We start from the raw sequence: 24,505 nt of genomic DNA on the forward strand, positions 1-24,505 counted from the left end.
CCCTATTGACCTATGAAGAGATACTACATGAGCCTCCTCGTGGGGCTCGCCCTCACCTCTAGCCTGATGCCGTCCTGCTCCTCGGCCGACAAGCTCAGCGACCTCGGCGAAGCATCCCAACGTACACGTGAGGTGCTACGTGAGTACACCGACCGCCTAGAGGGCAACAAGGGTTACTGGCTCCTCACCTACTGGCCAGACAGCCGTCTGCGCTATGGGGGCTACAACTTCTTCGTCCACTTCGAGGGGGGGAAGGTCACCGGACTTACCGAGCTACACCCCACGGCGGTGACCTCGCTCTATGACGTCACGACGATAGACCAGCCGACACTATGCTTCTCCACCTTCAACGATGCCTTGCTACATTTCAGTAAGTCCTCGGAGTACTTCCGCTCCGCCCGAGGTGGTGACTTTGAGCTCCTGCTGAAAGAGATAAAGGGTGACACCATCCTCCTGGAGGGACGTAAGCAGGGCACACGGATGACCCTCGTCCCCTTCGGCTCAGATCCTGCGACAGAGATCACGGCTATCCAGCGGGTCTCTCGCCTTCTTCGCACAGCGGGGCTTACCTCGGTGACTATAGGTACGGCAGGCACGGTAGCCCTTCGCCTGCATCCGGGCTACCGCCAGATAGAGTTCACGCCAGAGGGAGGGACGACCGTACGTGCCCCCTTCGTCTACACCTCCCGAGGCCTTCGCTTCTATCAGCCCGTGACCCTAGGGGGTGTTACCCTCAGTGAGCTCGTGCTCAGTAGCGATGATACCCAGCTACAGAGTACCGATGGGAGTATCCAGACGACCATAGTAAACCCTCCCCTAGACTTCGCCACGAAGACCTTCGTCTATTACGCAGAGACGGGCTTTGTGTCCCCCAAGATGCTCCAGCACCTTACCCGTGCCAAGAATGCCCTGACACGCACAGGACGTGGCACACTGCAGACCACAGGCTACTGGGGAGCTTTCACCGCTGCCGACCTCGGGGTGAACCTAAGAGGTAACGACAGCCACAACACTATGGTCATGACCTCGGGCATTATGACGACCCAAGGGTACTACAATAGAGCCAGCTACGAAGTAGACTTCGTCGGTGTAGGGGCAGACCCGACACAGGTGGATATCCTACTGAGGGATGGTAACGACTCCTCGGGCTGGTACTTCTACAGCGCCATCATGCCTATCGTCGAGGGGCCTCGCTCTAAGGCTCCCTACACCATCACCGCCTACACCGATGACGGTGGCGCTACCTACTATTACTACCTGCAGAGTACGACAGACGCAGACTACTGGCTCTACCTCTATCCCTACTCTGCCTAAGCTCAGCCGGTAGATCCGAGCCAAAGATTAGCCCCCTTCATCCGATACGTGTCGGATGAAGGGGGCTAATCTTTTGCAGAGGTAGTCTCGCTGCTACTTCTTCACTTCGCTAAGCAAGACCTCTACGGCTCGCTCGAGCTGTGTGTCGTGTCCCTGAAGCACCTTGTGTGGCTCTAGTGGCACAACGACATCTGGGATCATCTCGGTATTCTCCAGATACTTGCCATCAGCAGTCAGATAGCCTACGGCTGGGATCCCATAGTAGAGTGCTGGGTCTAGGAGTGTATCCCAATTGACGCTCGTCATAGTGCCTGGTACGGGCATCCCTACGACCTTCCCTATGCCCTGGTGCTGATAGACCCAAGGCGAACCGTGAGCATTGCTATAGTCGGCTTCGCAGGTGACCATTACGGAGGGGTGGTTCCATCGTCTGCTGGGCATCTCACAGTAGTCCTTACCACGGACGACCTGCTGGAGATACTTCTTGCCCGAGAAGAATACCTCGAGATCCTCGTGGAGCCTTCCCCCACCATTGTAGCGGATGTCTATGACGATCCCCTTCTTACCATAATACTTACCCAAGACATCGGAATAGACGTTACGGAAGCTGGGGTCTCCCATCGAAGGGATATGGACATAGCCTAGACGTCCACCCGAGAGGCGCTCGACCTCGCTAGCACGCTGACGGATCCAACGCTTGTAGAGGAGTGAGGAGAGCGCACCCTGAGAGATAGGGCGAATGACCTCCTCGATGGTCTCTCCCCCTGCCGTACGGAACGTGACGAGGACACGCTTGCCGACCTTGTCATTGAGTAGCGGGAAGTAGTCTTGCCCCTCCTTGATCGGTGTGCCATCGATCGCCGTGATGAGCGCACCAGCTCGGAGACGGCTCCAGGAGACGTCAAAGGGGCCTCCTACTACGACCTCATCCACACGTAGCCCATCCCCTCGGCTGGGTGAGGAGAGGAAGAGCCCGAGCTCTGCCGTGGGGAAGGCTGAGCCCGAGGCTCGATAGCGTCCCCCCGTGTGCGAGACATTCAGTTCGCCAAGTAGCTCGCTAAGCATCTCGGCGAAGTCTTGGCTCGTGGTGATGTGGGGGAGGAACTGGCGGTAGTGCTTCGTCAGTTGTGCCCAGTCCACACCATGCATATCTGTACGGTAGAAGCGAGCCGCCTCCTCACGTACGACTTCCTCGTACATCGCCTCACGCTCCTTAACGCGGTCGATGGAGCGAGAGCCCGTGATCGTGATCGCCTTCAGCGCGTCATTCTTCGGGTCGAGCTTCTGGGGACTACTGCCGAGGATGAAGAGTGTCTTGCCCTCCTTGTCCTTGTCAAAGAAGGGAGAGCTTAGGTCGAGCTTCTTCTGTAGCTGGGTCTTGTGCTTGAGGAGATCATGTACCCAAAGGTCATAGCCACCCTCGTGGGAAGCAAAGTAATAGAGTTTCTTCCCGTCAGGAGAGAGCATAGCGTCTGCGAGCGAAGAGGAATTAGGAGTAAGGCGGACAATGCGATCCTCTATCCCCTCGAGCTCGAGCTGTACAGGCTCGGGCTTGGCCTTAGTGGTCTTGGTGGAGTCGGTCTTAGCCTTCGCCTTGGCCTGCTTCTCTGCTTCGTCCAGGAGCTCACGCTCCTCATCGGTCATGCGGTAGCGTTCGTACCCCTTGCGGGTGAGGAAGACGATCATCACGTCATTCTCCGAGCCCCATGAGGCGTGGTTACGCATCCCATAGCGGTCGGTCATATAGGTAAGAGCCTTGCCATCCTGAGACCAACGTGGGGAGGTGTTGAAGTAGCCGCTATTGGTGATGTTGAAGACAGGCTTCCCTCCCTCTGCGCTCACAATCCCGATATCACTATAGGGGGCATGTGCCCGAGCGACATACTGCAGAGCGAACCAATGTCCATCAGGAGACCAAGTGTAGTCTATGCCTCCCGAGCGTTCGTGGTGCTGGGAGCCGTCGGTGATGGTACGCAGTTGCTTCGTCTGCAGGTTATAAACCATCAGCTTGGAGCGATCCAGCACAAAGGCGAGTTCCTTGCCATCGGGAGAGAACTGAGGGTACATCTTCTCCCCCTTCACCCCGAGGGAGAGCTTCTCCTCAATGATATTCGTTGCATTGGGGAAGTTGGGGTCCTCACTACGTCCGATGCGTGCCCGATAGAGTTCCCAAGAGCCCTCCTTCGTAGAGGCATAGACCAGTGTGCGGTTGTCCGCTCCGAAGGTCATCCCACGACCCGTGAACGAGCCATGAGTCACCTGCTTCGTCGTGCTATGGTCTGCCGAAGTGACGAATATATCCCCACGTGAGAGGAAGGCGATCTGCTTCCCATCTGGTGATACCGCCGAGGAGCCTAGGGAGCGAGACATAGAGAGGTGGAGCTGCTCGTCACTCTCCCTGTCCTTGGTGATGCGCACAGAGATGCGTTGGGGTTCCTTGCCTGGGGTCAGGGTGTATAGCTCACCAGCGTAGCCGAAGGCCAGTAGCCCACCCTTCGACACAGATAGGAAACGTACGGGGTCACCTTTGAGGCGAGTGAGAGCCTTCGCCTCGGTGCTACCTGCCGAGAGGTCACCCTCATAGACATTCATCGAGCCTCCGCCTCGCTCACTGAGGAAGTAGAGCTTCTTCCCATCAGGAGCATAGAGTGGGTTGCGATCCTCCGCAGGGTGCTGCAGGACGTAGCGGTAGGTCTTCTTGTCCAGATCATACTCCACGAGGTCACGAGCCACAGAGGAGGTATGGTGCTTGCGCCATTCGTTCTCAAAGCCCTTGATGTCCTGATAGAGGATGCGTCGACCATCCGCACTCATGCTGATTGCCTCTGCGGGCGTAGCTAGTAGGAGCTCGGGGCGTGCCCCTCCTCGGACGGATACCCGATAGACCTCAGTCAAGATAGAGGTAGGGAAGAGGGCGGAGTGGGCAGGATCCTGGATATGTGCCTTGAAGAGCACATGGGCGCCATCGGGTGTGAAGGCATAGGGGATCTCCGTCCCCGAGTGGGTGGTCAGCTGGCGAGCTTCGCCCCCCGTGGCAGAGATGATGTAGATGTTCGTCCCGCTGTTATTTCGGTCACTCGTGAAGGCGATCTGCTTCCCATCGGGCGACCAGACGGGGTGGCACTCATAGGCGCTACCCGAGGTGAGGCGCTGGGCATCGCCCCCAGAGGTAGGGACGGTGTAGAGGTCACCCTGATAGGTAAAGGCAACCTTCGTCCCATCGGGCGAGATCGCAGGGTGGCGAAGCCATAGGGGACGCTCCTCTCGGGCCAAGCTCACGAGCGAGGCTGAGCAGAGGAGCGTAAGGGTGAAGAGGGTCTTTCGTACCATAGTATGATGTATGATTTAGTTGGGATCTAGGGAAGGGGGAGCCCTTAGTGTGCTTCGAGCCAATTAGCACCATGCCCGATACTTACCTCGAGGGGCACACGTAGGTCGGGATAGACGGACTCCATCACCTCACGTACGAGGGTGGTCATCTCGTCCAGCTCGGAGAGGGGGACGTTGAAGTTCAGTTCGTCATGTACCTGCAGGATCATCCTACTGCCTAGTCCTCGCTCACGGATAGCCTGCTCTAGGCGAATCATCGCCAGCTTGATGAGGTCTGCAGCGGAGCCTTGTAGAGGAGCGTTGATAGCATTTCGCTCGGCATAGCCACGTACTACTGCGTTGGCACTATTGATATCGGGCAGGAGACGGCGACGACCGAGGAGGGTCGTCACGTAGCCCCGCTTCTTAGCCTCCTCGACTACCTCAGTCATATAGCGGGCTACACCTGGGTAGGAGGCGAAGTAGCCCTCGATCAGTTCCTTGGCCTCTCGCCGTGGGATGGAGAGACGTTCGCTCAGCCCAAAGGCGGAGATGCCGTAGATGATCCCGAAGTTGGCCGTCTTAGCCCTTCGGCGCATATCTGCCGACACCTCTCCGTGACTCAGGCCGTAGATCTTGGCAGCTGTCGCCTGATGCACGTCTTGACCCGAACGGAAGGCCTCGATCAGTGCAGGGTCTTCGCTGAAGTGCGCCATCAGGCGAAGCTCGATCTGCGAATAGTCGGCACTGAGGAACGTACAGCCCTCCTCGGGGACGAAGGCTTCACGGATAGCTCGTCCCTCGGGGGTACGGATGGGGATATTCTGAATGTTGGGATTACTGCTGGAGAGACGCCCCGTAGCCGCAATGGTTTGGTTAAAGGTCGTATGGATCTTCCCATCTGGGTAGACCAGCTCGGGGAGCGCTTCTACGTAGGTGCTGAGGAGCTTCTTCACTCCTCGGTAGTCGAGGATCTTCCCCACCACTGGGTGCTTATCTCGGAGCTTCTCCAGTACCTCTTCGCTCGTGGTATAGCCCCCAGTCTTTGTCTTCTTGGCCTTCTCCACGATCTGTAGTTCATCGAAGAGGGCTTCGCCTACCTGCCGACTGCTATTGACATTGATGCTGTGCCCGAGGAGGAGACTGATCTCACCCTCGAGGCGCAGGAGCTCCCCTTGTAGCTCATCCGCCTGACGGCCGAGGCACGACTTGTCGAGCCTTACCCCCTCTCGCTCCATCCCGAGGAGTACCTTCACCAGAGGCATCTCCACCTCGGTAAAGAGCTTCATGAGCCCAGCCTTCTCGAGTCGCTCATAGAGGTACTCGTAGAGCAGGTAGGTGATGTGCGTGTCCTCGGCTGCGTAGAACTGGAGGCGAGCAGGCTCGACCTGACGCAGATCAAACTGCCGAGGGCTCTGTGGGGCGATCATCTCCTCGAAGGACATCATCTTATACCCGAGGAACTTGTCCGCCAGTTCGTCCAAGCCGTGACGCATATCGGGGTAGAGGAGATAGTGGGCGATCATGGTGTCGAAGAGAGGCCCCCCGACCTCCACACCATACGAACGGAGTACCTGCAGGTCGTACTTGAGGTTTTGCCCCACCTTGAGGGAGCCCGCTTGCTGGAGGATCGGGGCAAGTTGGCCTAGTAGCTGGCAAGCCTCCTCCCTACCCTGAGGGACATCTAGGTAATAAGTCGTCTCAGCATCGAAGGCAAAGGTAACGGCCACCAGCTCCGCCCTTAGGGCATCGACACTCGTCGTCTCGGTATCTAAGGCAAGCACCTTCGCCCCTCGTGCCCGCTCTAGGAAGGCAGGGAGCGTCTCGGCACGAAGTACCTCGATCCGCATCGTGGGGATCGTCGTCGGGGCTAGAGTCTCAGCCTCCTCCGTCTCCTCTAGGCTGGCAAAGAGGTCATCTGGGGGAAGGGTGGGCTTAGCCTTGGCGGGCGCAGGCGACTTGCCAAGCACCCGACTAAGGAGCGTGCGAAACTCCAGCTCCTCGAAGAGGCGACGTACGGCCTCCTCATCCTTCTCTACCCTCTGATAGTCTCCTGGGGTATAGTCCAGCGGCACATCGGTGCGGATGGTAGCCAAGTAGTACGATAGTCGAATGTCGGCCTCGCCCTCTAGGAGCTTCTTGCCCGTAGCTCCCTTGATCTCGCTAGCGTGTGCTAGGAGGTTCTCCACCGAGCCATATTCAGCTAGGAGCTTCTGCGCCCCCTTCTCCCCGATGCCTTTGCACCCAGGGATATTGTCCACCTTGTCCCCAAGGAGGGCTAGGTAGTCAATGACCTGTCGGGTAGAGCTGAGCCCGAACTTCTCTAGTATCTCCTTCTCCCCCCACACCTCATAGCCACCGCCCTGCATCGGGCGATACATCTTGACCTGCTCCGTGACGAGCTGACCATAGTCCTTGTCGGGTGTGACCATATAGACCTCTCGCCCTGCACTCGCTGCTCGATGGCTTAGTGTCCCGATGACATCGTCGGCTTCGTAGTCTGCCACCTCCACAGCGGGGATGCGGTAGGCCTCTAGGAGCTGACGGATGATGGGGACAGCGATACGTATACCCTCGGGGGTCTCCTCTCGCTGAGCCTTGTAGTCGGGGTACTCTCTGTGGCGGAACGTCCCGCCCGCAGGGTCGAAGACCACGGCGAGCTCATCGGGCTGTTCCTTACCCAGCAGATCCTCCAGCATCAGCACGAAGCCAAAGATAGCACTGGTATTTCGTCCCTGGCTATCGATACGGGGAGCCTTGATGAAGGCATAGTATGCCCGATAGATCAGAGCGTAAGCATCGAGTAGGAATAATCGCTGTGGCATGAATAGGATGGGTAATTACTTAGTACGATGGGCTTCTCCCAAAATTTTCTTCCGTTCTTCGGGATCAGTAAGGACCTTGACTAACTCATCAACTCTTGTACAAGGGTTGTGCTTAGCGAAGTTATTGTCTGTATAATTACCTCTGAGCTTCCGTGCATGCTTAATTGCTTGGTCTTGATCTCCGTGCTGGCTAAGTATCGTATACATGTCGGAACTCCCTTTCTCATATTTAAACTTAGGGTCATGCTTCCGTATCACTTCCTCTAAAGCCTTTATACACTCCTTTCGTCCGAGACCTGTACTCTGATACCTAAAGTGGAGCAGATACCAGAGTTCAAAGGACTCATTAGACCAAGCTACTTCGAAGCTCGCACCCGTAGCCTCTTTAATGGCTTGGTTAAAATCCTTGAAGTCATCTTTATCGAAGACTAGCCAGCAGCTGTCGAAGGGGGGTTGCTCCTTGTCTCTTATTGCCTTGGCTTCTTCCAAGAGCCTCATCGTAGCCATACCACATCCTATAACCTTAGTCTCGGGAGAGACTCCAACAAACTCATCATTAGGCTGTTCTTGGGAGGATACTCCCTCGACAACACTATACTTTATTGCTTGGATATCCTTGATCATAGCTTTAAAGTACAAGCACGACGACTTGGTATCCTCTGATACGATTAAGAAACGCACCCCCTTTTGGCGTCCTCCTACTTGACGGCTTCCAAAGCCTTGCTTATGCTGATGTTTTTTCCCCATATCGACCCTCTAGCCCCTTGTTATCTTGATGCGAGGAATAGCTCCATATCTGCCCCTCACATACTCATCCGCGATAAGATCTGACTCCTCAAAATTATCAAACTCAATATGAGCATACAGCTGTGTCTCCTCCCTTTGGTTCTTCTCTGTAAACCAAATTTCATCACGGCGCACATAGTCTAGGTTCAGCTGGTTCGTATCATGTGTGGTGAAGACCAACTGTGCCCCTTGTTTATTAATCTTGGGATTGGTGAATAGCTGGATGATTGCTCGTGTGAGTAGAGGATGGAGCTTGGCATCCAGCTCATCAATCACAAGGAGCTCGCCTCGCTCAAGTGTACTGAATATTAAGCCTAGAAGTTCTGCTACCTTCTGCGTCCCTTCTGACTCTTGTTGCCGAAGTTCAAAAACCTCCTTCCCGCTAAGACCTCCACGGCTATCATAACGGTTGTGAGTAGACTGTACCCGTAGACCTTTTATCTCCTCTTTGAGTAGGTCACCCAGAATTTCTTGGAGCTCTTTAGGAAAATTCTCTCTCTCGATTGTCTCCTCTTCTATGGACAGGTCCCGTACCGCAACATCTATATCCTGGAGAAAGGACTTAGCTTTTTCCGCATATTCACTCTCTCTTTTGAAGAGTTCGTACGTCTTTCGCATGTATCGCTCACTATGAAGCGCTGAAGCAAAGTGGCACTGCTCAAACCAACTAATAATAGAGCCCGAAAGGTTACCCTTGAGCTGAGCCACAAGGGATAGGAAGAGCCTATTTTCATTTAGGTCTCCCTCCCTACCCTTACCCTCAGGAAAAAATCCTCCAATAGAAACACCATTCTTCCCTCGGGAGAAGAGGCGAGTATCGGCTTTCTTACCTACCCTGTAGAGCCACTCTTCTTTGATAGCCTTATCCGTAAAGCTGAAGCCATATCGATAGTGCCGCTCCTTACTTCCCTGTTTATAGAGGAATTCTATCTCAAACTCCGTTTCTTCCTCCTTAGTCTCTTCACTGAGTAAGAAGGGATCATACTCATCTAATGCATCCTCAGGATTAAGGCGTACCGATCCCCGTACCATACGCCTCATCGCTCCGAAGGCTCTGAGGATATTACTCTTTCCACTTGCGTTAGCCCCGAAGAGCAGAGCTAGAGGAAGGGCTCTAATCCCTCCCTTGCTTTCCTGCAGAGACCCTTCATGTGGGAGTCCATCCACAGCCATCAGGCTCAGCACCTGGCGATCCTTTATTGATCTATAGTTCGTTACTGCGAAGTTGAGAAGCATAATTCGAATATCTATCCATTATACAAATAGTACTTTACAAAGATACGAAAGCCACTGCAGACCTCCCCTATATATAAGTGTAGGGGGCAGTCCGTGCGTCAGAGGTCCCGACGCATGGACTGCCCCTCTTGTCCCTCTAAGCGAGGGGAGGGAGGACGCTGGGCGACCTAGAAGCGGTAGCCGAGCGAGAGGGTGATCATCCGCCCATTACCCTGCGTATACTCCGCATCACGTGCTACGAGCTGGGACTGGATGGGGTAATAGGAGGTGTTCAGGAGGTTCTCCACCCCGAGTCCAAGGGTGAAGGCCCCGAGGCGATAGTTTCCCTGAAGCGAGAGTAGGGTGATGGGCTTCACGGGGCCTTCACCCTCCTCGTACTGGCTCACCCCGGTCGCCGGGTTGGTCGTAGGGGCAAAGCGGTCACGGCTCCCCGTGTGCAGGGCGAAGAGGCGTAGGGCAAGGTCCTTGAGGGGACGGTAGCTCACATGGGCAGTGACCTTGAGGGGCGGGATAGACTGCCCCGACATATAGCCTCGCCAGGAGCCATCGGGGAGCTGCTTGCGTCCCTCTAGGGCTGCGAAGGAGGCACCGAGGGAGAGGCGAGGGCTGAGGGTAGCCTCGGCACTCAGCTCTACCCCATAGACACGCTGTGGGGAGCGGTCTACGACCCAGAAGCCACTCTGACTCTTGAGGTCGCTCCCTAGAGCAGCGTAGGTGTAGTAGACAGCCCCCTGTAGGTCTAGTCGTGTCCCCGAGCCAAAGAGCTCCTCGAGGGGCGAGTAGAAGCCCACCTCGTAGTTGTGCGTCCGTACGGGGTCGGTCTCTATCTTGGAGAGGACATCCGCCTTGGCAGCACGGAGGGTACGTCCGAGGTCATAGATGGAGAAGCCCTGAGAGTAGGAGACGAAGGGCTGGAAGGCTCTCAGCGCATTGTAGGTTGCCCCGACATTGAGTGAGAGGTTGCGGTAGCGTAGCGTTCCCGAGGCCACTTGTACGAGGGGGTCGGTCTTCTTGTTTCTCAGGACGGTATAGTTGGGGACGTGGACGTCGATCCAGTCATAGCGAGCACCCGCCTTGAGGGTAAGGTGGTCGTAGAGGGTTGCCTTGGTCTGCACGAAGGGGGCATAGCTCACCGAGGTCATCTTGGGCACCCAGTAGCGACCATCCACCAGAGGCTGGCTCGTCTCATCCAGCTGTAGGTCTGCCCCATAGAGTAGGTGTAGGCTGAGGATGCTCGAGGGACTGAGGCGGGAGAGGAGCTGTGCCCGTGCTCCCCCTTGCAGCGCTTCGATCATCGCCTGTCCACTGGTCTCCTCCCAGCGGGGGCTACGTGGGTTGTGCTTGCGGTAGTCGGTCACAGCCTTGATGCCTCGGCCGAAGAGCGAGACCTCTAGGTCGGTGTGGGCGAAGAGCTCACGAGAGGTCAGCTTGAGGTAGGCATTGTGGTTGTAGGGGAGCCCCTCTGGGATCGCCTCCTTGGGCTGTGTCCCAGGGACACCGATGCGAGGGGAAACGAGGTACTTACCCCCTGAGGCTACTAGCGGGCTCTCCTGCTGCGTACGGAAGAAGTTGTACATCAGCTCCAGCTGCGTCCGCTCCCCGAGGCTGTAGCCGAGCTTCACGAGGGCGTTGATCGAACGGGTGTCTCCGAGTCCATAGCGAGGAGAGAGGTAGACACCATCCGCCCCTATCGCCGAGCCCGTCTGCTGATAGAGCCCATCGACGAGGTAGCTCAGGCGCCCCACCTGCCCGTAGAACTGCTGGGAGAGGCGGTAGCCCGAGGTCTTCTGCGAGCGTCTGAAGTAGTCGTGATCGGTGTAGCTGAGCTGGGTCTGCCCCCCGATGGGGCGCTGCTCACGGCTCTGCTTGGTGATGATATTGATGATCCCGCCATTGGCTCCGTTACCGAAGATAGCGGTAGCTCCCTTGATGACCTCGATACGCTCCACCGCTGCGGGGTCTATCGTCCTGAGGTCTCGGCTCGTAGCACGAAGGGGGGTAGACTGGGGGATCCCGTCGATGAGCACGAGGATACTACGCCCACGCAGGGTGTTGTAGCGCTCATTCACATTGTTCCCCGTAGGGGGGACTCCTGGGACAAAGTACCCGACGATCGCCTGCATGTCGGGCAGGATCTGGCTCATCTCTCGGATGTCTCGTGCCGGGATGATGGTGATGCTGGCGGCAGAGCGCTGCTTGATCTCGGGCATACGTGCCCCGACGACCACCACACTCTGGAGCTCATGCTCGACATCCCGTGCCGGGAGTGTGTCAGCCCTCTGCGACAGGGCGACGAGGCTCTGGCTACAGAGCGTGAGGGTAAGGAGTAACTTTCGATGCATTCTTATTCTTACTTATTGAGTATACCTATTGACCTCATAAAGGCTGGGATAGAGGCCTATCCAGCCCTCTGGAGAGGCTTTGGAATGTGCAAAAGTACGTTATTTGCGAGCTCAAAGCCTCGCTCCTATTAAAAATCACTATACATAGGTAGTCCCCTCGTACGCTCCTTGCCTCGGGTTAGCCTCTGGGCTCTGCCTCTTGCCCCCTTCACCTGCTCTCTCCCTTCCCCGTGGTCATACCCCCTACAACTCCCCCCTACGCTCCTTCGTCCCAGCCACGGTCAGCATCTTTCCCTCCACGAGGTTCACAGGCCTTGCCCCCCATTGAGTAGGGGGCGGTGCAGGGTAGAGCCTTAGGGCTATTTAAGCATATCAGATCGCCAAGACCTTTGTTAAATAATTTATTATATTCCAAGAGGATAAGTATTAAAAAACCACTATCTTTGTGCTAGAGAACACTACACCCTGGGATTAGTACATCTAATTTAAGTTGTAAGGTATGTATACACGACTATTTTATTCTCGACTTATGTACCTTCTCTTAGCTCTCAGCTGCATCCCCCTTGGGTGCAAGCATCAAGAGCCCAACAATGGTACAAAGCACGAGGATCCCCACACCTACAGCCCCCGAGAGCGATCGGTCGACTCCGTCCTCGCCCTCGGAGGAGAGCTCTATCAAGGAGAGCTACTGCCCTTCCGACCGATCGAGCGATGCACCGATGACCTAGAGGGAGGTCGGCCTATCATCTGCCACAAGAAGGCAGGAAGTCCAGATGTCCTCACCGAAGGATACTACAAGCAGGTCACCCGGAGATTCAACTACGATGGTTATTGCCTCCACAATGACTACACCGCTACACTGAGCCCAGCCATAGTATGGCCAGGTAATCTCATCTACACAAACTCTCTAACAACAAACCAACTCCAAGATCTCCCCGAACTCAATCCGTACCGTGCTCCGGGGCGTATTACCCTGGCCGTCGTCAACGGGGATAAAGATCTGAGTCGTACCCTAACAGACTATAGCTACTCAGAGGTCATCAAGCAGATCAACGATCTCATCGGATCACGTCGAGAGGAATTCCCTGCTGACCTCACCTACAGCATCCACACAGTACGTACTCTGGCTGAAGCCTCCTATCACTTACGCATCCCCGAGGATCAGCTAAAGCACGACGACCGGTATCGGGCATTCAAGGATATCTCTTGGCAAAAGAATACCTTCAAAGCTGTCATCAACTTCTCCCAAAACTTCTTCACACTCATCCATAACACCCCTGAGGGTGGCGCTCGCCTCTTCAACGAGCGTATGACGGCCGATGTCCTGAAGAAATATGTGAAGAAGGGATCCTCCCTATCCTATCTCTCTAGTGTGACCTACGGCCGACGCTTCATGGCCGTCATAGAAGAGACCCAGCGCACCTATAAGCAGCCAGAGCATCTCGCTCAGGCTATCGAACATGCTCTACCCCGAGGTAAGGCCGGGGGAGGTAGTTCCAGCTCTACCCCCACCCAGCCCCTACGTAACGTGAAGATCTACCTCTACCTCGTAGGAGGAAAGGACATCTTCACCACAGAGGTGAGCTCCATCCCAACACTCCAAGAACTAAACGAATTCTTAATCGCTACAGCAAAAGGAAAGAACACACGCTATGCTGTCCCCGTCTCTTGCACTGCGAAGTACCTCCATGGTAGTATGAAGGTAGTCTCTATCCCTAGGCGAATTCAGAGCTCATACTCATTCACAGACTATGTCCCCTATGAGGATAATAACAAGATCACACTCTCTGGACTACGACTAGTGGTGCACGCAATAGACAAGTCTCCCGCAGCAGGGAACTTTCCGTACTTCCACGAATGGAGCTGCCAGATCGGGCAAGTAGGCCTAGCCTATAGTCTGGATGGAGTGAACGAGACCCGTACCATCATACACTCGGGGGCTAAGCTCTCCGACCCCAGAGACGACCTATCCATCTCCATCCCGAACCAGACGCTGCCCAAGTTCGGAGTTGCTCCGAAGGGCTACATCAGGCTTGACTTCCAAGGACAATACACTGTATCTCGCAAGACGGGGAAAAACTTCCCCATCGGGACAAAGTATACGAAACCCACGACGCGGAGCTTCTATCGATGCCTATTCCTAAGGTATGATACACGAAGTCACAAGTGGTACACCGATCCTGACCAGATCGTCGAGGGGGATGTACCCTTCCACTCACTCTACCAGTTCCTCGCTGAGCAGTATGGACGTGTGGAGATCAGGCTCCATTACCATGCTAGCTCAGAGGGCACAGGCGCACTCCAGCGTGACTAGCCCCTTCTCATCTCACTAACACCCCAAAACAACCCACTATTATGACACCACTATATCGCTCCACCATCGCTCTCCTGGGACTTTGCCTCCTAGGCTTCTCCTGTAAGAAAGACATCCCTGGAGGCGGGGGGAAGAATCCAGACGAGCCACAGAACATCCGTGAGGTAGCCAGCCTCATCGAGTCGGCAGGCCGCCTCCCCCAAGCTCCACGAGCCAAACTCGAACTCGTCCAGGCCAAGGAGTCTGCAAGATCCTACGCTGGGATAAGGAAGCTCGACTACTCTGATCTCGCCCAAGAGTCAGATAAGATCACCACGGAGCAGCAATACGACTATATCGGTACCTCCGATGAGTTTGCCCTCCTTGACCCCTGGGCAACGATTACGTGGCCAGGGTGTCTCATCCAGGGAGGATCACTGCGGGGAAACAATATCCCCACCGCTATCCCGCTCTACACCAAGCGCAAATCTGGGCGCATCCTCCTACAGATCGTCTCTGGAGCTGACCCTAGGCTCACAGGAGAGAACAAAGAGGGAGCCTGGGCTGAGGATGTAGAGGTAATGAACGAGGGCAATGTGCTCCAGGCTCAGAACAACCTCATCCGCCGCTGGCGAGAAAGTGGAGTGCCTGCCAGCACCTCCTATAAGCTAGAGGTCGTACACAGCCTCAAGGAGATAGCTATCGCCGCCGGGCTGGACATCAATAAGTCGTTCCTCAAGCTCAACGCGGCCTTCGGGTCACAGTTCAGCGAGGAAAAGCGCTATGTCCTCGTGAAGCTCTATCAGCGCTTCTATACGCTGAGCTATCAGGATCCTGAGGGCTTCACAGGGGTCTTCAAGGACAATATCCAGCGGAGCGACCTCGCCCCATATACAGGCCCAGGGAACCCGATCTGCTATGTCTCCTCCGTCTCCTATGGCCGTATTTACTACCTACTCTATGAGAGTGACTACGCCGAGGATCAGCTCATGGCCTCCCTCAATGCCACCTTCTCCTCCATCAGTATCTCAGCCAGCACCCGCCGTAGCGAGATCGTCTCTAAGTGTCGGGTGCACATGATCCAGAGAGGTGGGGATGCAGAGGCTGGCCTCAAGGGTGCTTTGGATCCCCAGCGCGTAGCCGACTTCATCGAGAAGGGAGCTATCCCCTCGCCACAGAATGTCGGGGCTCCGATCGCCTTCACCATCAAGCACCTCTACGATGCAAGCCCGGTACAGATGACGACGACGACAAACTTCTCCTATAGAAAGACGCAGTTCGTCCCCAAGTCTAAGACCAATGCGGTCACCGTACTTCTACGTAACATTACGATCACACCTACAGTGAATAGGAAATGGACGGTCTCGAACCTTGCATATGTCAAGCTAAAGAAGGCCATTGCAGTCTTCTCCGGGAAGATTAAGCCCAAGAGTCGTCCTGCTGAGGAGTACAAGATCCTAGCTCCTGATGAGTTAATAGACAAAGCTTTTGCCCTACGAGGACCTATCTTCATCAATACCTACCAGGGTGGAGCCGTCCGCTGCGGCTTCGATGAGGAGGATCGCTACGATCGTGTCGTCCTGCGTGTCCTGCTAGAGGTACGACCAGAGACTTTCCATAATGGGGTCATCTGGGGGATCTTTGGGGATCGAAAAGGAGAGGGTCCGACCAATATCGAGTTCGTCCAAGAATTTGAGTACGAAAAGGGGGGCTGGCATGCTCTTCCCCCAACGAGATACTTCACCTCCGACGACTTCAATACGCTACACACCAATATGGACATTGAGAAGATCGGCTTCGATATCGACGTGAACTACTCCTTCTACGTCGATAACATCCGAGCTGTCCCCGCTAAGAGGAAGTAGCCTACCGACTCGCCTAGAGCCTCCCCTCAAAAAGGCACCCCTAGGGCTCTAGGAGACGCATCTGAGAGAGGGGGTAGGAGACCTCACTCCGCCCCCTCTCTACTACTAGATAAAGCAAAGACTAGAGACCATCATGAAGACAAGAGCATATATCTCCCTATCACTCCTCCTCAGCCTAGGGCTCTGCCTCTGTGCCTGCTCGAGGAAGGAGCCCCCTAGCCCTCCTCAGCCCCCTGAGCCGGGGAAGGAGGAGCCCAAGAAACCCGACAACCCCGTCCCCAAGCCTCCAAGCAAACAACAGGTACATACCCTCACAATCGAGGGATATAGTCAGCCTCCAAGCCGAGGTTCACTCTCGGCGACCTTCTCCCCTGATGGTCTACTCCTAAGCTACACGATCGAGGTGAGAGATAGCAATGGCCGACCAAAACCCGATAAGAGCTCCTCGAAGGTGTATAATCACGTAGGGGACATCATCCAGTGGTCTGGTCGAGCGTACACAGACTTTGGCTCATGCGACGTCGTCTCATATGACTACGACTATAGCCTCTCAACCAAGGGGCACGTGATACGAGAGACCGAAGCCGATATCGTGCGCGGCGCGCATCATACGAACATCTACACCTGGAGAGGATCCCAGATACAACGGATCGATCATATCCTGACGAATGAGCAACGAGCCCGCCAATGGATCATCTATGAGTACAGTGGCAAGGATGTCATCACGAAGCTCTATGAAGAGACCTCTCCACGCCCTGTCTGGACGAGGAGGAGCAGGTATGACGAGGAGCACCGCCTCCTCAGCCGCATCACCGACCATACACCACCCCCGAAGCATAGTCCCTATGAGCAGGTCGGTGCCCCACATGCCGAGGAGCAGTATGGCTATGATGAGACGATCCTCTCCCTCATCGACCCCATCTACTCCAAGACGCTCTTCCGGCACGACATGATCGGGCACTACGAGGAGCTTGAGGTACGCTATACCAATAAGGCCTTCGACCCTCATGGGAACCCTACCCTGCGCACCTGCACTCGGACAGATCTCAGGAACAAGGTCAAGCAAGAGTGGGATCAAGTGATCACCTACACCTACTACGACTAGTCTAGCCCCTCAGATGATCCTATACCATCCTCTGAAAATCATCGTCGGTGGGGATGGGGGGCACAGATTGAGAAGGATAGAGAGCGGCCATACGACCTCGGACGAGGTTCGTATGTCCGCTCTCTACGCTCTTACTGCGGAGGTTCCTCCAGATGCTCAGAGTTGTATTCTGGAGTTCTCTGGCTGAGTCCGTGCCTCTATACTATGCCCAAAGCTAAGTCCATGTGCTGAGTCCGTATACTTATGCATGGGCGTACCCAACGCCAGCTCCATCCAACCTAGATAGACAAGCTCCCATCTAATCTAATAATCAGGTAGAGGGGCTCACCGGGGATACTCTACCTAGTACATAGACCTACGAGGTCCAGACAGAGTACCTCTCCCCCACGAGCTCTGCCGTATGAGCCTATACCTATACTTATCTTTTACCTCTTCCCCAAGCCTCAGCGCCTCCCCCTCCACGTGGCTCCCCGTCCTCGCCCGAGGGTGAGGGTGAGGGACTCCCCCCAACGGCTATACTCTCGGGTCTGAGGCATCGATATTATTTCTTGTCCTCGGGAGCCTTGCCCCTCGCTCTGGGCATAGATGCGTTAGGCACTCATCTGGAGCTCTTTCGAGAGCCCTTCGGGGAAGATACCGAGAGCGATGTTGTGTACACGCGTGTATACTGTAGTGTACACGTGGGTATACAACAGTGTACACGCGTGTACACTTTCCCCCTCTAGGTAATGGGTACTAGCTCGGTAGCTCTACGCCTAGGGGGTAGGTATTGCTATCTCGGGGGTAGGCTCCTCGGCGACTTTGCCCTCGGACTCTAGGGACTCCATGCCTCAGCCCAAGGGAATATGCCGTGGGACGCTGTCTGGTCAAGCAATTTCTTTATACCTTTGTGCCCTAGTTAGATTAGGCTTGTTGTGATCCGATCTAGCGTCCCGAGTGCCTCCCATCAGGTAGGTCGGGACGTGGGAGGGAGACGAGAGCCACCCGATCAACGTTAGTACATTAGGTAGCATCGTCCCCTCAGAGGGGCAGACACTGGCTACACCATTATAGACGCTGACTACATATTATATAATAGAGCAGACGCATGAGACGTATCGCACAGAGACTCATCCCTACACTTGCCCTTGGCGTGCTCGCCCTCGTGGGCTGCAAGAGCAAGAAAGCACAGCTGGAGGACATCCAGCTCTTCAACGGACAGATCCGCTCCTTCAGCCTCTCCTCGGAGGACAAGGATGCTAAGGCCGCCCTCGAGCGTGTCGTCTTCTCGATCCGCCATCAGGAGCCGGGCTTGATCACCAACCCCGACCCCCTACCCTACGCCCAGCCCCTCAAGAAGGTGACGCTGAGCATCACCCCCGTAGCCACCAATGGCACGGTCGTGGAGGTCGCCCTCGGCACTCAGGGTAGCTTCGAGGAGTGGAAGAAGGGTAAGGTCTATGACCTGAGTAACGGAGTCTCCGACATCATGGTGCGCATACGCAACAAGGAGACCAACCCCCGCCTAGGTGAGGGCAACCAGTACACCTATCGGGTACACCTGGAGAAGTATACCAACGACCCACAGACCTTCGCCTGGCAAGCCCTCTCGGGAGTCTCGGGTCTCCCCGCCGTCTCTTCAGCTCTGGCGACCCTCATCACCGTAGGCTCGCAGCGCTACTGCTACTACGTGAACCCCAGCGGGGGGAACGAAGTCCGTCTCTTCGCCGGGAGCCCTACGACCTGGGCCTCGGGGAGCCTCTCGGGTATCCCCTCGGGTGAGCGACTCACCTCCGTGGCTTCCCTCTCGGGGACGCTCTTCGCCACGACCTCTGCCCACAAGCTCTACCGCTCCTCGGGCCCAAGCTGGGACGTCGTCTCGGGGGTATCGGCTACCCGTATCCTAGGGGTACTGCCCCGAGGGGAGCGAGCCGAGCGCCTAACCCTCCTCACGCCCAAGGGAAGTGGCTATGCCTTCGCCACTTACACCCCTACAGAGGGGCTTCGTGTAGGGCATGACGTCCCCTCGACCTTCCCCATCACGGGGGGCTATAGCTTCGCCGAAGGGGGAATCGACTACGTAGGCTCTAGGCTCTACCTCGTCGGGGGACGTACAGCAGACAACAAGGTCGTCACCAGCCAATGGATCACGACCAACGGTACGGACTGGGGGCAGGAAGCCACCGACATCAAGCTCACTACGACGCCCATCTCGGAGAGCATCGTACAGGAGGCTGGCACCAGCCGTCTCTATCGCTTCGCCACTACGAGCACGGGGCTCGTCGTCTACTTCTCCTCGGACAAGGGGGCACACTGGGAGACTGGGCGAGCTGTCGCTCTAGCTGGGCTCACGCCTAGCGACTTCGCCTCCTCCTCGATCTTTGCCTTCCAGGGGGCAGAGGCGAAGAAGATCTACCTCATCCGTACCACCTCGGCAGGCGTCTCCACGCTCTACGAGGGGACGATCCGCAGAGAGGAGCACCACTAGCCTCTACGGCGCAGATGCTCCCCACCCTCATCCTACACTAGGCTCATGCGCTCCCGCCACGAGCTACGATGGTGCGGGCTCCTAGCCCTAGGACTCATAGGGAGTCCCGAGGGGCTCTCAGCTCAGGAATACAAGTATGAGATCGGAGTCGCCCTAGGCTCTGCCTACTATGTGGGGGAGCTCGGTGATCGGGGAGCCTTCGGCAGGCAGGGAGCGAGCCTCGCACTCACCCTTCGCCACCCGCTAGGACTACGCTGGGCCTGGACAAGCCAACTCGGCTACCGAAGGCTAAGGGGAGCACTCTCCCCTACAAGTCGAGCCTTCCCCACGATCGGGGGTAGAGCCTTCAGCCGAGGGATCATAGACCTCTCTCTCGGGGGCGAATATCACTTCTTCGCCTACAGCGATGGACAGCGCTACCTAGGGACACGTTCGTGGACACCCTACCTAGGGGCTGGTCTAGGACTACTCCTTGGCAAGGGCTATCCCCGCACCCTCATCGCACCGAGCGTCTACCTCACCCTCGGGGTGAAGTATCGCCTCACTCCTCGCCTCGACCTCACGGCCAGCTGGACGCACCACCGAAGTGGTACCGACCGCCTAGAGGTCACCAGAGCAGGCACCGCCTGGATGGCGAACCCACATGGATGGGGGGAGGCAGGCATCAAGGGGCACGATAGCTACGGCTACTGGAGCCTCGGAGTCAGCTGGAGGGTAGGACGGACAAGCGGCGAAGGCTGCTACTAGAGATAATAAGTATATTTGTAGAGGGTAAAACCTCGTTAGATAGTAAACAAAGCAAAGAAAGCGTGTCAAAGACAAGGTCTGCCACAGAGGGACTAGAGGAGCAGGAGACGACCCAGCCCTGGGTCAGAGTGCCCCGCCACGTGGCTATCATCATGGATGGCAACGGACGCTGGGCACAGCAGCGTGGGCTACCACGTGCCGAGGGACATATACGAGGGCAGGATGCCCTACGTGCTACTCTGCGTGCAGCCGCTGAGCTAGGGGTCGAGTATCTGACGGTCTACGCCTTCAGTACCGAGAACTGGGCACGCCCCCAGCAGGAGGTAGAGGCACTCATGGAGCTCCTCGTCTCTGCGATCCACTCCGAGACCCCCGAGCTCATGAGCCAGGGGGTACGCCTACGGGCTATCGGTGACCTCAGTCGCCTACCCGAGCGTGCCCGCCAGTCGCTCTACGAGTGCATCGAGAGGACGAAGGACAATAGGCAGATCACCCTCGTGCTAGCGCTCAGCTATTCCTCCAGAGACGAGCTTACCCGAGCCACCCGCCGTATCGCGGGGGCTATCCACCGAGGTGAGCTCCAGGAGACAGACATCACCGAGGAGCTCATCACGAGCTACCTCGACACCGCCGACCTCCCCGACCCCGACCTACTCATACGTACGGGGGGCGAGGAGCGCATCAGCAACTATCTCCTCTGGCAGGCTGCCTACTCCGAGCTCTTCTTCTCGCCAGTCTACTGGCCTGACTTCGACAAGGCTGCCCTAGAGGCCGCCCTAGAGGCTTATGCCTCCCGTGAGCGCCGCTTCGGCAAGACAAGTGAACAGATACAACTGGAGGACTAGCCCTCGGCGACACCCCCTCCACACCTCGACGATATAAAGACTCTATGCGCAATAGACTCCCCGCACTCCTCTTCGTGTCCTGTCTCCTCTCGGTAGGGATCCTAGAGGCTAAGCCCCACACTACGGCTCGCACCCTAAGCGACTCGACCACCACAGCCACAGGCCCCGTGGTACAGTACCCAGCAGTGAACTATGAGCACCCCGTCACGAAGACCATCGCTGAGGTCAAGATCACGGGCTCGACGAGCTACGACGACTTCGTCCTCAGTAGTCTCTCGGGGCTCAACGTAGGCGATGTAGTCCAGATCCCAGGCAATGCCTTGACCTCGGCCGTGAACCGCTACCTACAGTCGGGGTACTTCTCCAATGCTCGGGTGATCATACGTCGCTACGAGGGGGACAAGGTCTTCATCGAGATCGCCCTCACCGAGCGTCCACGGATCAATGCCATCACCTTTACCGGTGTCTCCAAGGGCGACCGTGAGGACCTCGAGAAGCGCACAGGCCTTAGGAAGGGCGTACAGGTCTCCCCTAACGTCTTAGACCGCACCCGCCAGCTCGTCAAGAAGTACTACGATGAGAAGGGCTACCGGGACATGCGTATGTCCATCAAGCAGTCTCAAGCCTCAGGACAGCCCGGCTACGTAGACCTCGATATCGACATCGACCGTAGTGGCAAGACGAAGGTGCGCAACATCTACTTCGAGGGCAACGAAGCACTTACCCCCCATCAGCTACGTATGGCCATGGGGAAGACCAACGAAGGCTTCTCCTTCTCCCGTGGTCGTGCCCTCTCCTCCCTGCTCAAGATATTCAAGCAAAAGAAGTTCGTAGACGCCGACTACAAGGAAGACCTACAGAACCTGATTAAGAAGTACCACTCCTTCGGCTACCGAGATGCCGAGCTCCTCTCCGACAGCATCGTGCCCGTCCCAGGCGAGCGCAAGGTAGACATCTACCTCAAGCTCAACGAAGGGAAGAAGTACTACATCAAGGGCGTACGCTTCGTCGGGAACACCAAGTATCCCGCCTCCGTCCTCGATCAGGTGCTGGGGATCCGTCCCGGTGACGTCTACGACCAGAAGCGACTAGAGAGCCGCCTGACCACCGACGAGGATGCCGTGAGCAATCTCTACTACAACAACGGCTATATCTTCGCTGGGGTAGACCCCGTGGAGACCAATATCGAGGGGGACTCCGTCTCTCTGGACATCCGCATCACCGAAGGGCCACAGGCTACCATCGACAAGGTGAAGATCCGTGGTAACGATATCGTCTACGAGGACGTCGTGCGCCGTGAGCTCTATACCAAGCCCGGTATGCTCTTCAGCAAGGAGGATCTGATGAACTCCTTCCGTATGCTCAACCAGCTCGGACACTTCGACGCTGAGAAGTCCATCCCCAAGCCCGTGCCTAACCCTCAGAACGGGACTGTGGACATCGAGTATGACCTCACCCCTAAGAGCAACGACCAGCTCAACCTCTCCATCGGGTGGAGCCAGACAGGGATCATCGGATCCATTGGCTTTACCTTCACCAACTTCTCGATACAGAACCTCTTCCGACCCAGCATGTACAAGGGGATCATCCCTCAGGGGGACGGACAGAAGCTCTCGATCTCGGGACAGACAAATGCTCGCTACTACAACCAGCTGAGTATCTCCTTCAGTGACCCTTGGTTCGGCAAGAAGCGCCCCAACCTCCTATCCGTAAGTGCCTTCTACTCCCGCACGACTGCTATCGACCAGCGCTACTACTCAGGACAGGTACGTAATATGGGGTACTATCCCGGCTATGGCTATGGTGGCTACGGGGGCTACGGCTATGGGGGCTATGGCTACGGAGGCTACGGCTACAACAATGGCTACAACAACTACAACGAGGGTGCCTCGACCCTCTATGAGAACTCGTACGACTCCGACAAGTCCCTCAGCATGTTCGGGCTCTCGATAGCTAACGGACGACGTCTGAACTGGCCCGACAACTGGTTCCAGCTCACTGCGTCGCTCAACTACACCCACTACAGACTGAACAACTGGGTGTACAACACCTTCGAGAACTTCCACCACGGTAGCGCCAACGACATCAACGTAGAGCTACGTATCGACCGTAACTCCATCGACAACCCCGTCTACACCCGTCGTGGATCCGAGTTCTCCCTCTCGGTGAGCCTAACCCCTCCCTACTCACTCTTTGACAAGAAGGACTACTCGGACCCCAACCTACCCTCTTCCGACCGCTACCGCTTCATCGAGTACCACAAGTGGAAGTACTCCGGTAAGATATTCCTCCCGCTGATGAACCCCATGACCGTCAAGCGCACTCCCGTGCTGATGGCTCGCGTAGAAGGGGGTATCATCAATAGCTACAACAAGTACAAGCGCTCCCCCTTCGGTACCTACTACATGGGGGGCGATATGATGTCGGGCTCTATGAGCTACATGAACGAGACCATCGGGCTACGTGGCTACAAGAACGGCTCTATCGCAGGTGCTAACTACGACTACGCCTACTCCTACATGCGTGCTAGCCTCGAGCTACGCTACCCACTGATCTTCGAGCAGTCCACCACGGTATGGGTGCTCGCCTTCGCTGAGGCAGGTAACGCTTGGCAGGACATCAGCCGCTACAATCCCTTTGACCTCAAGCGCTCCGCCGGCCTCGGTGTCCGTGTGGTGATGCCTTTGATCGGTCTGCTTGGTCTCGACTGGGGCTATGGCTTCGACCGCCCCAACGGCTATCAGGAGCGTGGCGGTAGCAACATCCACTTCGTCCTCGGTCGTGACCTCTAGTCCGCACCGAGCGCGCAGTATCCCGACAAACCCAGTGTTTCACCCCAATAAGCGTATGCAAGTTATGAAGAAGATCCTTTTTCTCTTCGCCCTCATCCTCCTCTCTTGGGGAGCTGCCGAGGCACAGAAGTTCGCTCTCGTGGACATGGAGTACATCCTAAAGAAAGACCCATCCTATGAGGTGATGAACCGCCAGCTCGAGGACCTATCCAAGAAGTGGCAGAGCGAGGTGACCACCCTAGAGAACAAAGCACAGGCTGCCTATAAGAGCTACCAAGGCGAGGTCGCCTTCCTATCGGCCGAGCAGAAGAAGGCTCGTGAGGAAGCGATCGTCTCCGTCGAGAAGCAGGCCTACGAGCTCAAGCGTAAGTACTTCGGCCCCGAAGGCGAGCTGTTCAAGAAGCGAGAAGCCCTCATGAAGCCCATCCAAGACCGTGTATGGGCTGCGATGAAGGAACTAGCCCGGGCACAGGGCTATCAGCTCATCATCGACCGTACCTCCTCCAAGATCGTCTACGCCGACCCCGCACTAGACGTCAGCGAGACCCTCGTAGCCAAGCTCGGCCTAGCACGCTAATC

14 protein-coding genes are annotated in these 24,505 nt (G+C 56.4%); 9 read left to right on the forward strand and 5 right to left on the reverse strand.

What is annotated here, in order from left to right; translation table 11 throughout:
- Positions 1 to 12 precede the first annotated feature (12 nt).
- A complete protein-coding gene (locus QZ170_RS01665; RefSeq protein ID WP_297176224.1) occupies positions 13 to 1,314 on the forward strand; it encodes a DUF4302 domain-containing protein in 1,302 nt (433 codons plus the stop codon).
- A gap of 93 nt (positions 1,315 to 1,407) precedes the next feature.
- Here the strand turns inward: QZ170_RS01665 and QZ170_RS01670 are convergent, their stop codons facing one another.
- From QZ170_RS01670 to QZ170_RS01690, 5 genes are all read right to left on the reverse strand, one after another.
- Positions 1,408 to 4,644: a S41 family peptidase gene (locus QZ170_RS01670; RefSeq protein WP_297176226.1), complete on the reverse strand. Its 3,237-nt coding sequence runs from the start codon at positions 4,642 to 4,644 to the stop codon at positions 1,408 to 1,410.
- A gap of 44 nt (positions 4,645 to 4,688) precedes the next feature.
- Complete coding sequence (gene polA, locus QZ170_RS01675; protein ID WP_297176229.1) at positions 4,689 to 7,448, reverse strand: DNA polymerase I; 2,760 nt, start codon at positions 7,446 to 7,448, stop codon at positions 4,689 to 4,691.
- 15 nt (positions 7,449 to 7,463) lie between these two features.
- Entirely contained in the window at positions 7,464 to 8,195 is a 732-nt protein-coding gene (locus QZ170_RS01680; RefSeq protein ID WP_297176231.1) for an RloB family protein, read from the reverse strand.
- A gap of 9 nt (positions 8,196 to 8,204) precedes the next feature.
- On the reverse strand, positions 8,205 to 9,470 hold the full coding sequence (locus QZ170_RS01685) for an ATP-binding protein (RefSeq protein WP_297176233.1): 1,266 nt from the start codon (positions 9,468 to 9,470) through the stop codon (positions 8,205 to 8,207).
- A 167-nt stretch (positions 9,471 to 9,637) separates the two neighbouring features.
- Entirely contained in the window at positions 9,638 to 11,812 is a 2,175-nt protein-coding gene (locus QZ170_RS01690) for a TonB-dependent receptor (protein WP_297176235.1), read from the reverse strand.
- 529 nt (positions 11,813 to 12,341) lie between these two features.
- On the opposite strand from QZ170_RS01690, the gene QZ170_RS01695 reads away from it, so the two are divergent.
- From QZ170_RS01695 to QZ170_RS01730, 8 genes are all read left to right on the forward strand, one after another.
- On the forward strand, positions 12,342 to 14,126 hold the full coding sequence (locus QZ170_RS01695) for a thiol-activated cytolysin family protein (RefSeq protein WP_297176237.1): 1,785 nt from the start codon (positions 12,342 to 12,344) through the stop codon (positions 14,124 to 14,126).
- Between the two features lie 41 nt (positions 14,127 to 14,167).
- Positions 14,168 to 15,970, forward strand: a complete 1,803-nt coding sequence (locus QZ170_RS01700) for a thiol-activated cytolysin family protein (RefSeq protein WP_297176240.1) — start codon at positions 14,168 to 14,170, stop codon at positions 15,968 to 15,970.
- Positions 15,971 to 16,103: 133 nt separating this feature from the next.
- Positions 16,104 to 17,075: a hypothetical protein gene (locus QZ170_RS01705; RefSeq protein ID WP_297176242.1), complete on the forward strand. Its 972-nt coding sequence runs from the start codon at positions 16,104 to 16,106 to the stop codon at positions 17,073 to 17,075.
- 1,087 nt (positions 17,076 to 18,162) lie between these two features.
- Positions 18,163 to 19,542, forward strand: coding sequence for a DUF6242 domain-containing protein (locus tag QZ170_RS01710; protein WP_297176245.1), 1,380 nt, complete (start codon positions 18,163 to 18,165; stop codon positions 19,540 to 19,542).
- A 45-nt stretch (positions 19,543 to 19,587) separates the two neighbouring features.
- Entirely contained in the window at positions 19,588 to 20,289 is a 702-nt protein-coding gene (locus QZ170_RS01715; protein WP_297176247.1) for a hypothetical protein, read from the forward strand.
- Between the two features lie 62 nt (positions 20,290 to 20,351).
- Positions 20,352 to 21,134: an isoprenyl transferase gene (locus QZ170_RS01720; RefSeq protein ID WP_297176249.1), complete on the forward strand. Its 783-nt coding sequence runs from the start codon at positions 20,352 to 20,354 to the stop codon at positions 21,132 to 21,134.
- Positions 21,135 to 21,178: 44 nt separating this feature from the next.
- Entirely contained in the window at positions 21,179 to 23,926 is a 2,748-nt protein-coding gene (locus QZ170_RS01725) for a POTRA domain-containing protein (protein WP_297176251.1), read from the forward strand.
- A 64-nt stretch (positions 23,927 to 23,990) separates the two neighbouring features.
- Entirely contained in the window at positions 23,991 to 24,503 is a 513-nt protein-coding gene (locus tag QZ170_RS01730) for an OmpH family outer membrane protein (protein WP_297176253.1), read from the forward strand.
- Positions 24,504 to 24,505 lie beyond the last annotated feature (2 nt).

The sequence above is a fragment of the uncultured Porphyromonas sp. genome, assembly GCF_905372525.1.
Lineage (GTDB): Bacteria > Bacteroidota > Bacteroidia > Bacteroidales > Porphyromonadaceae > Porphyromonas.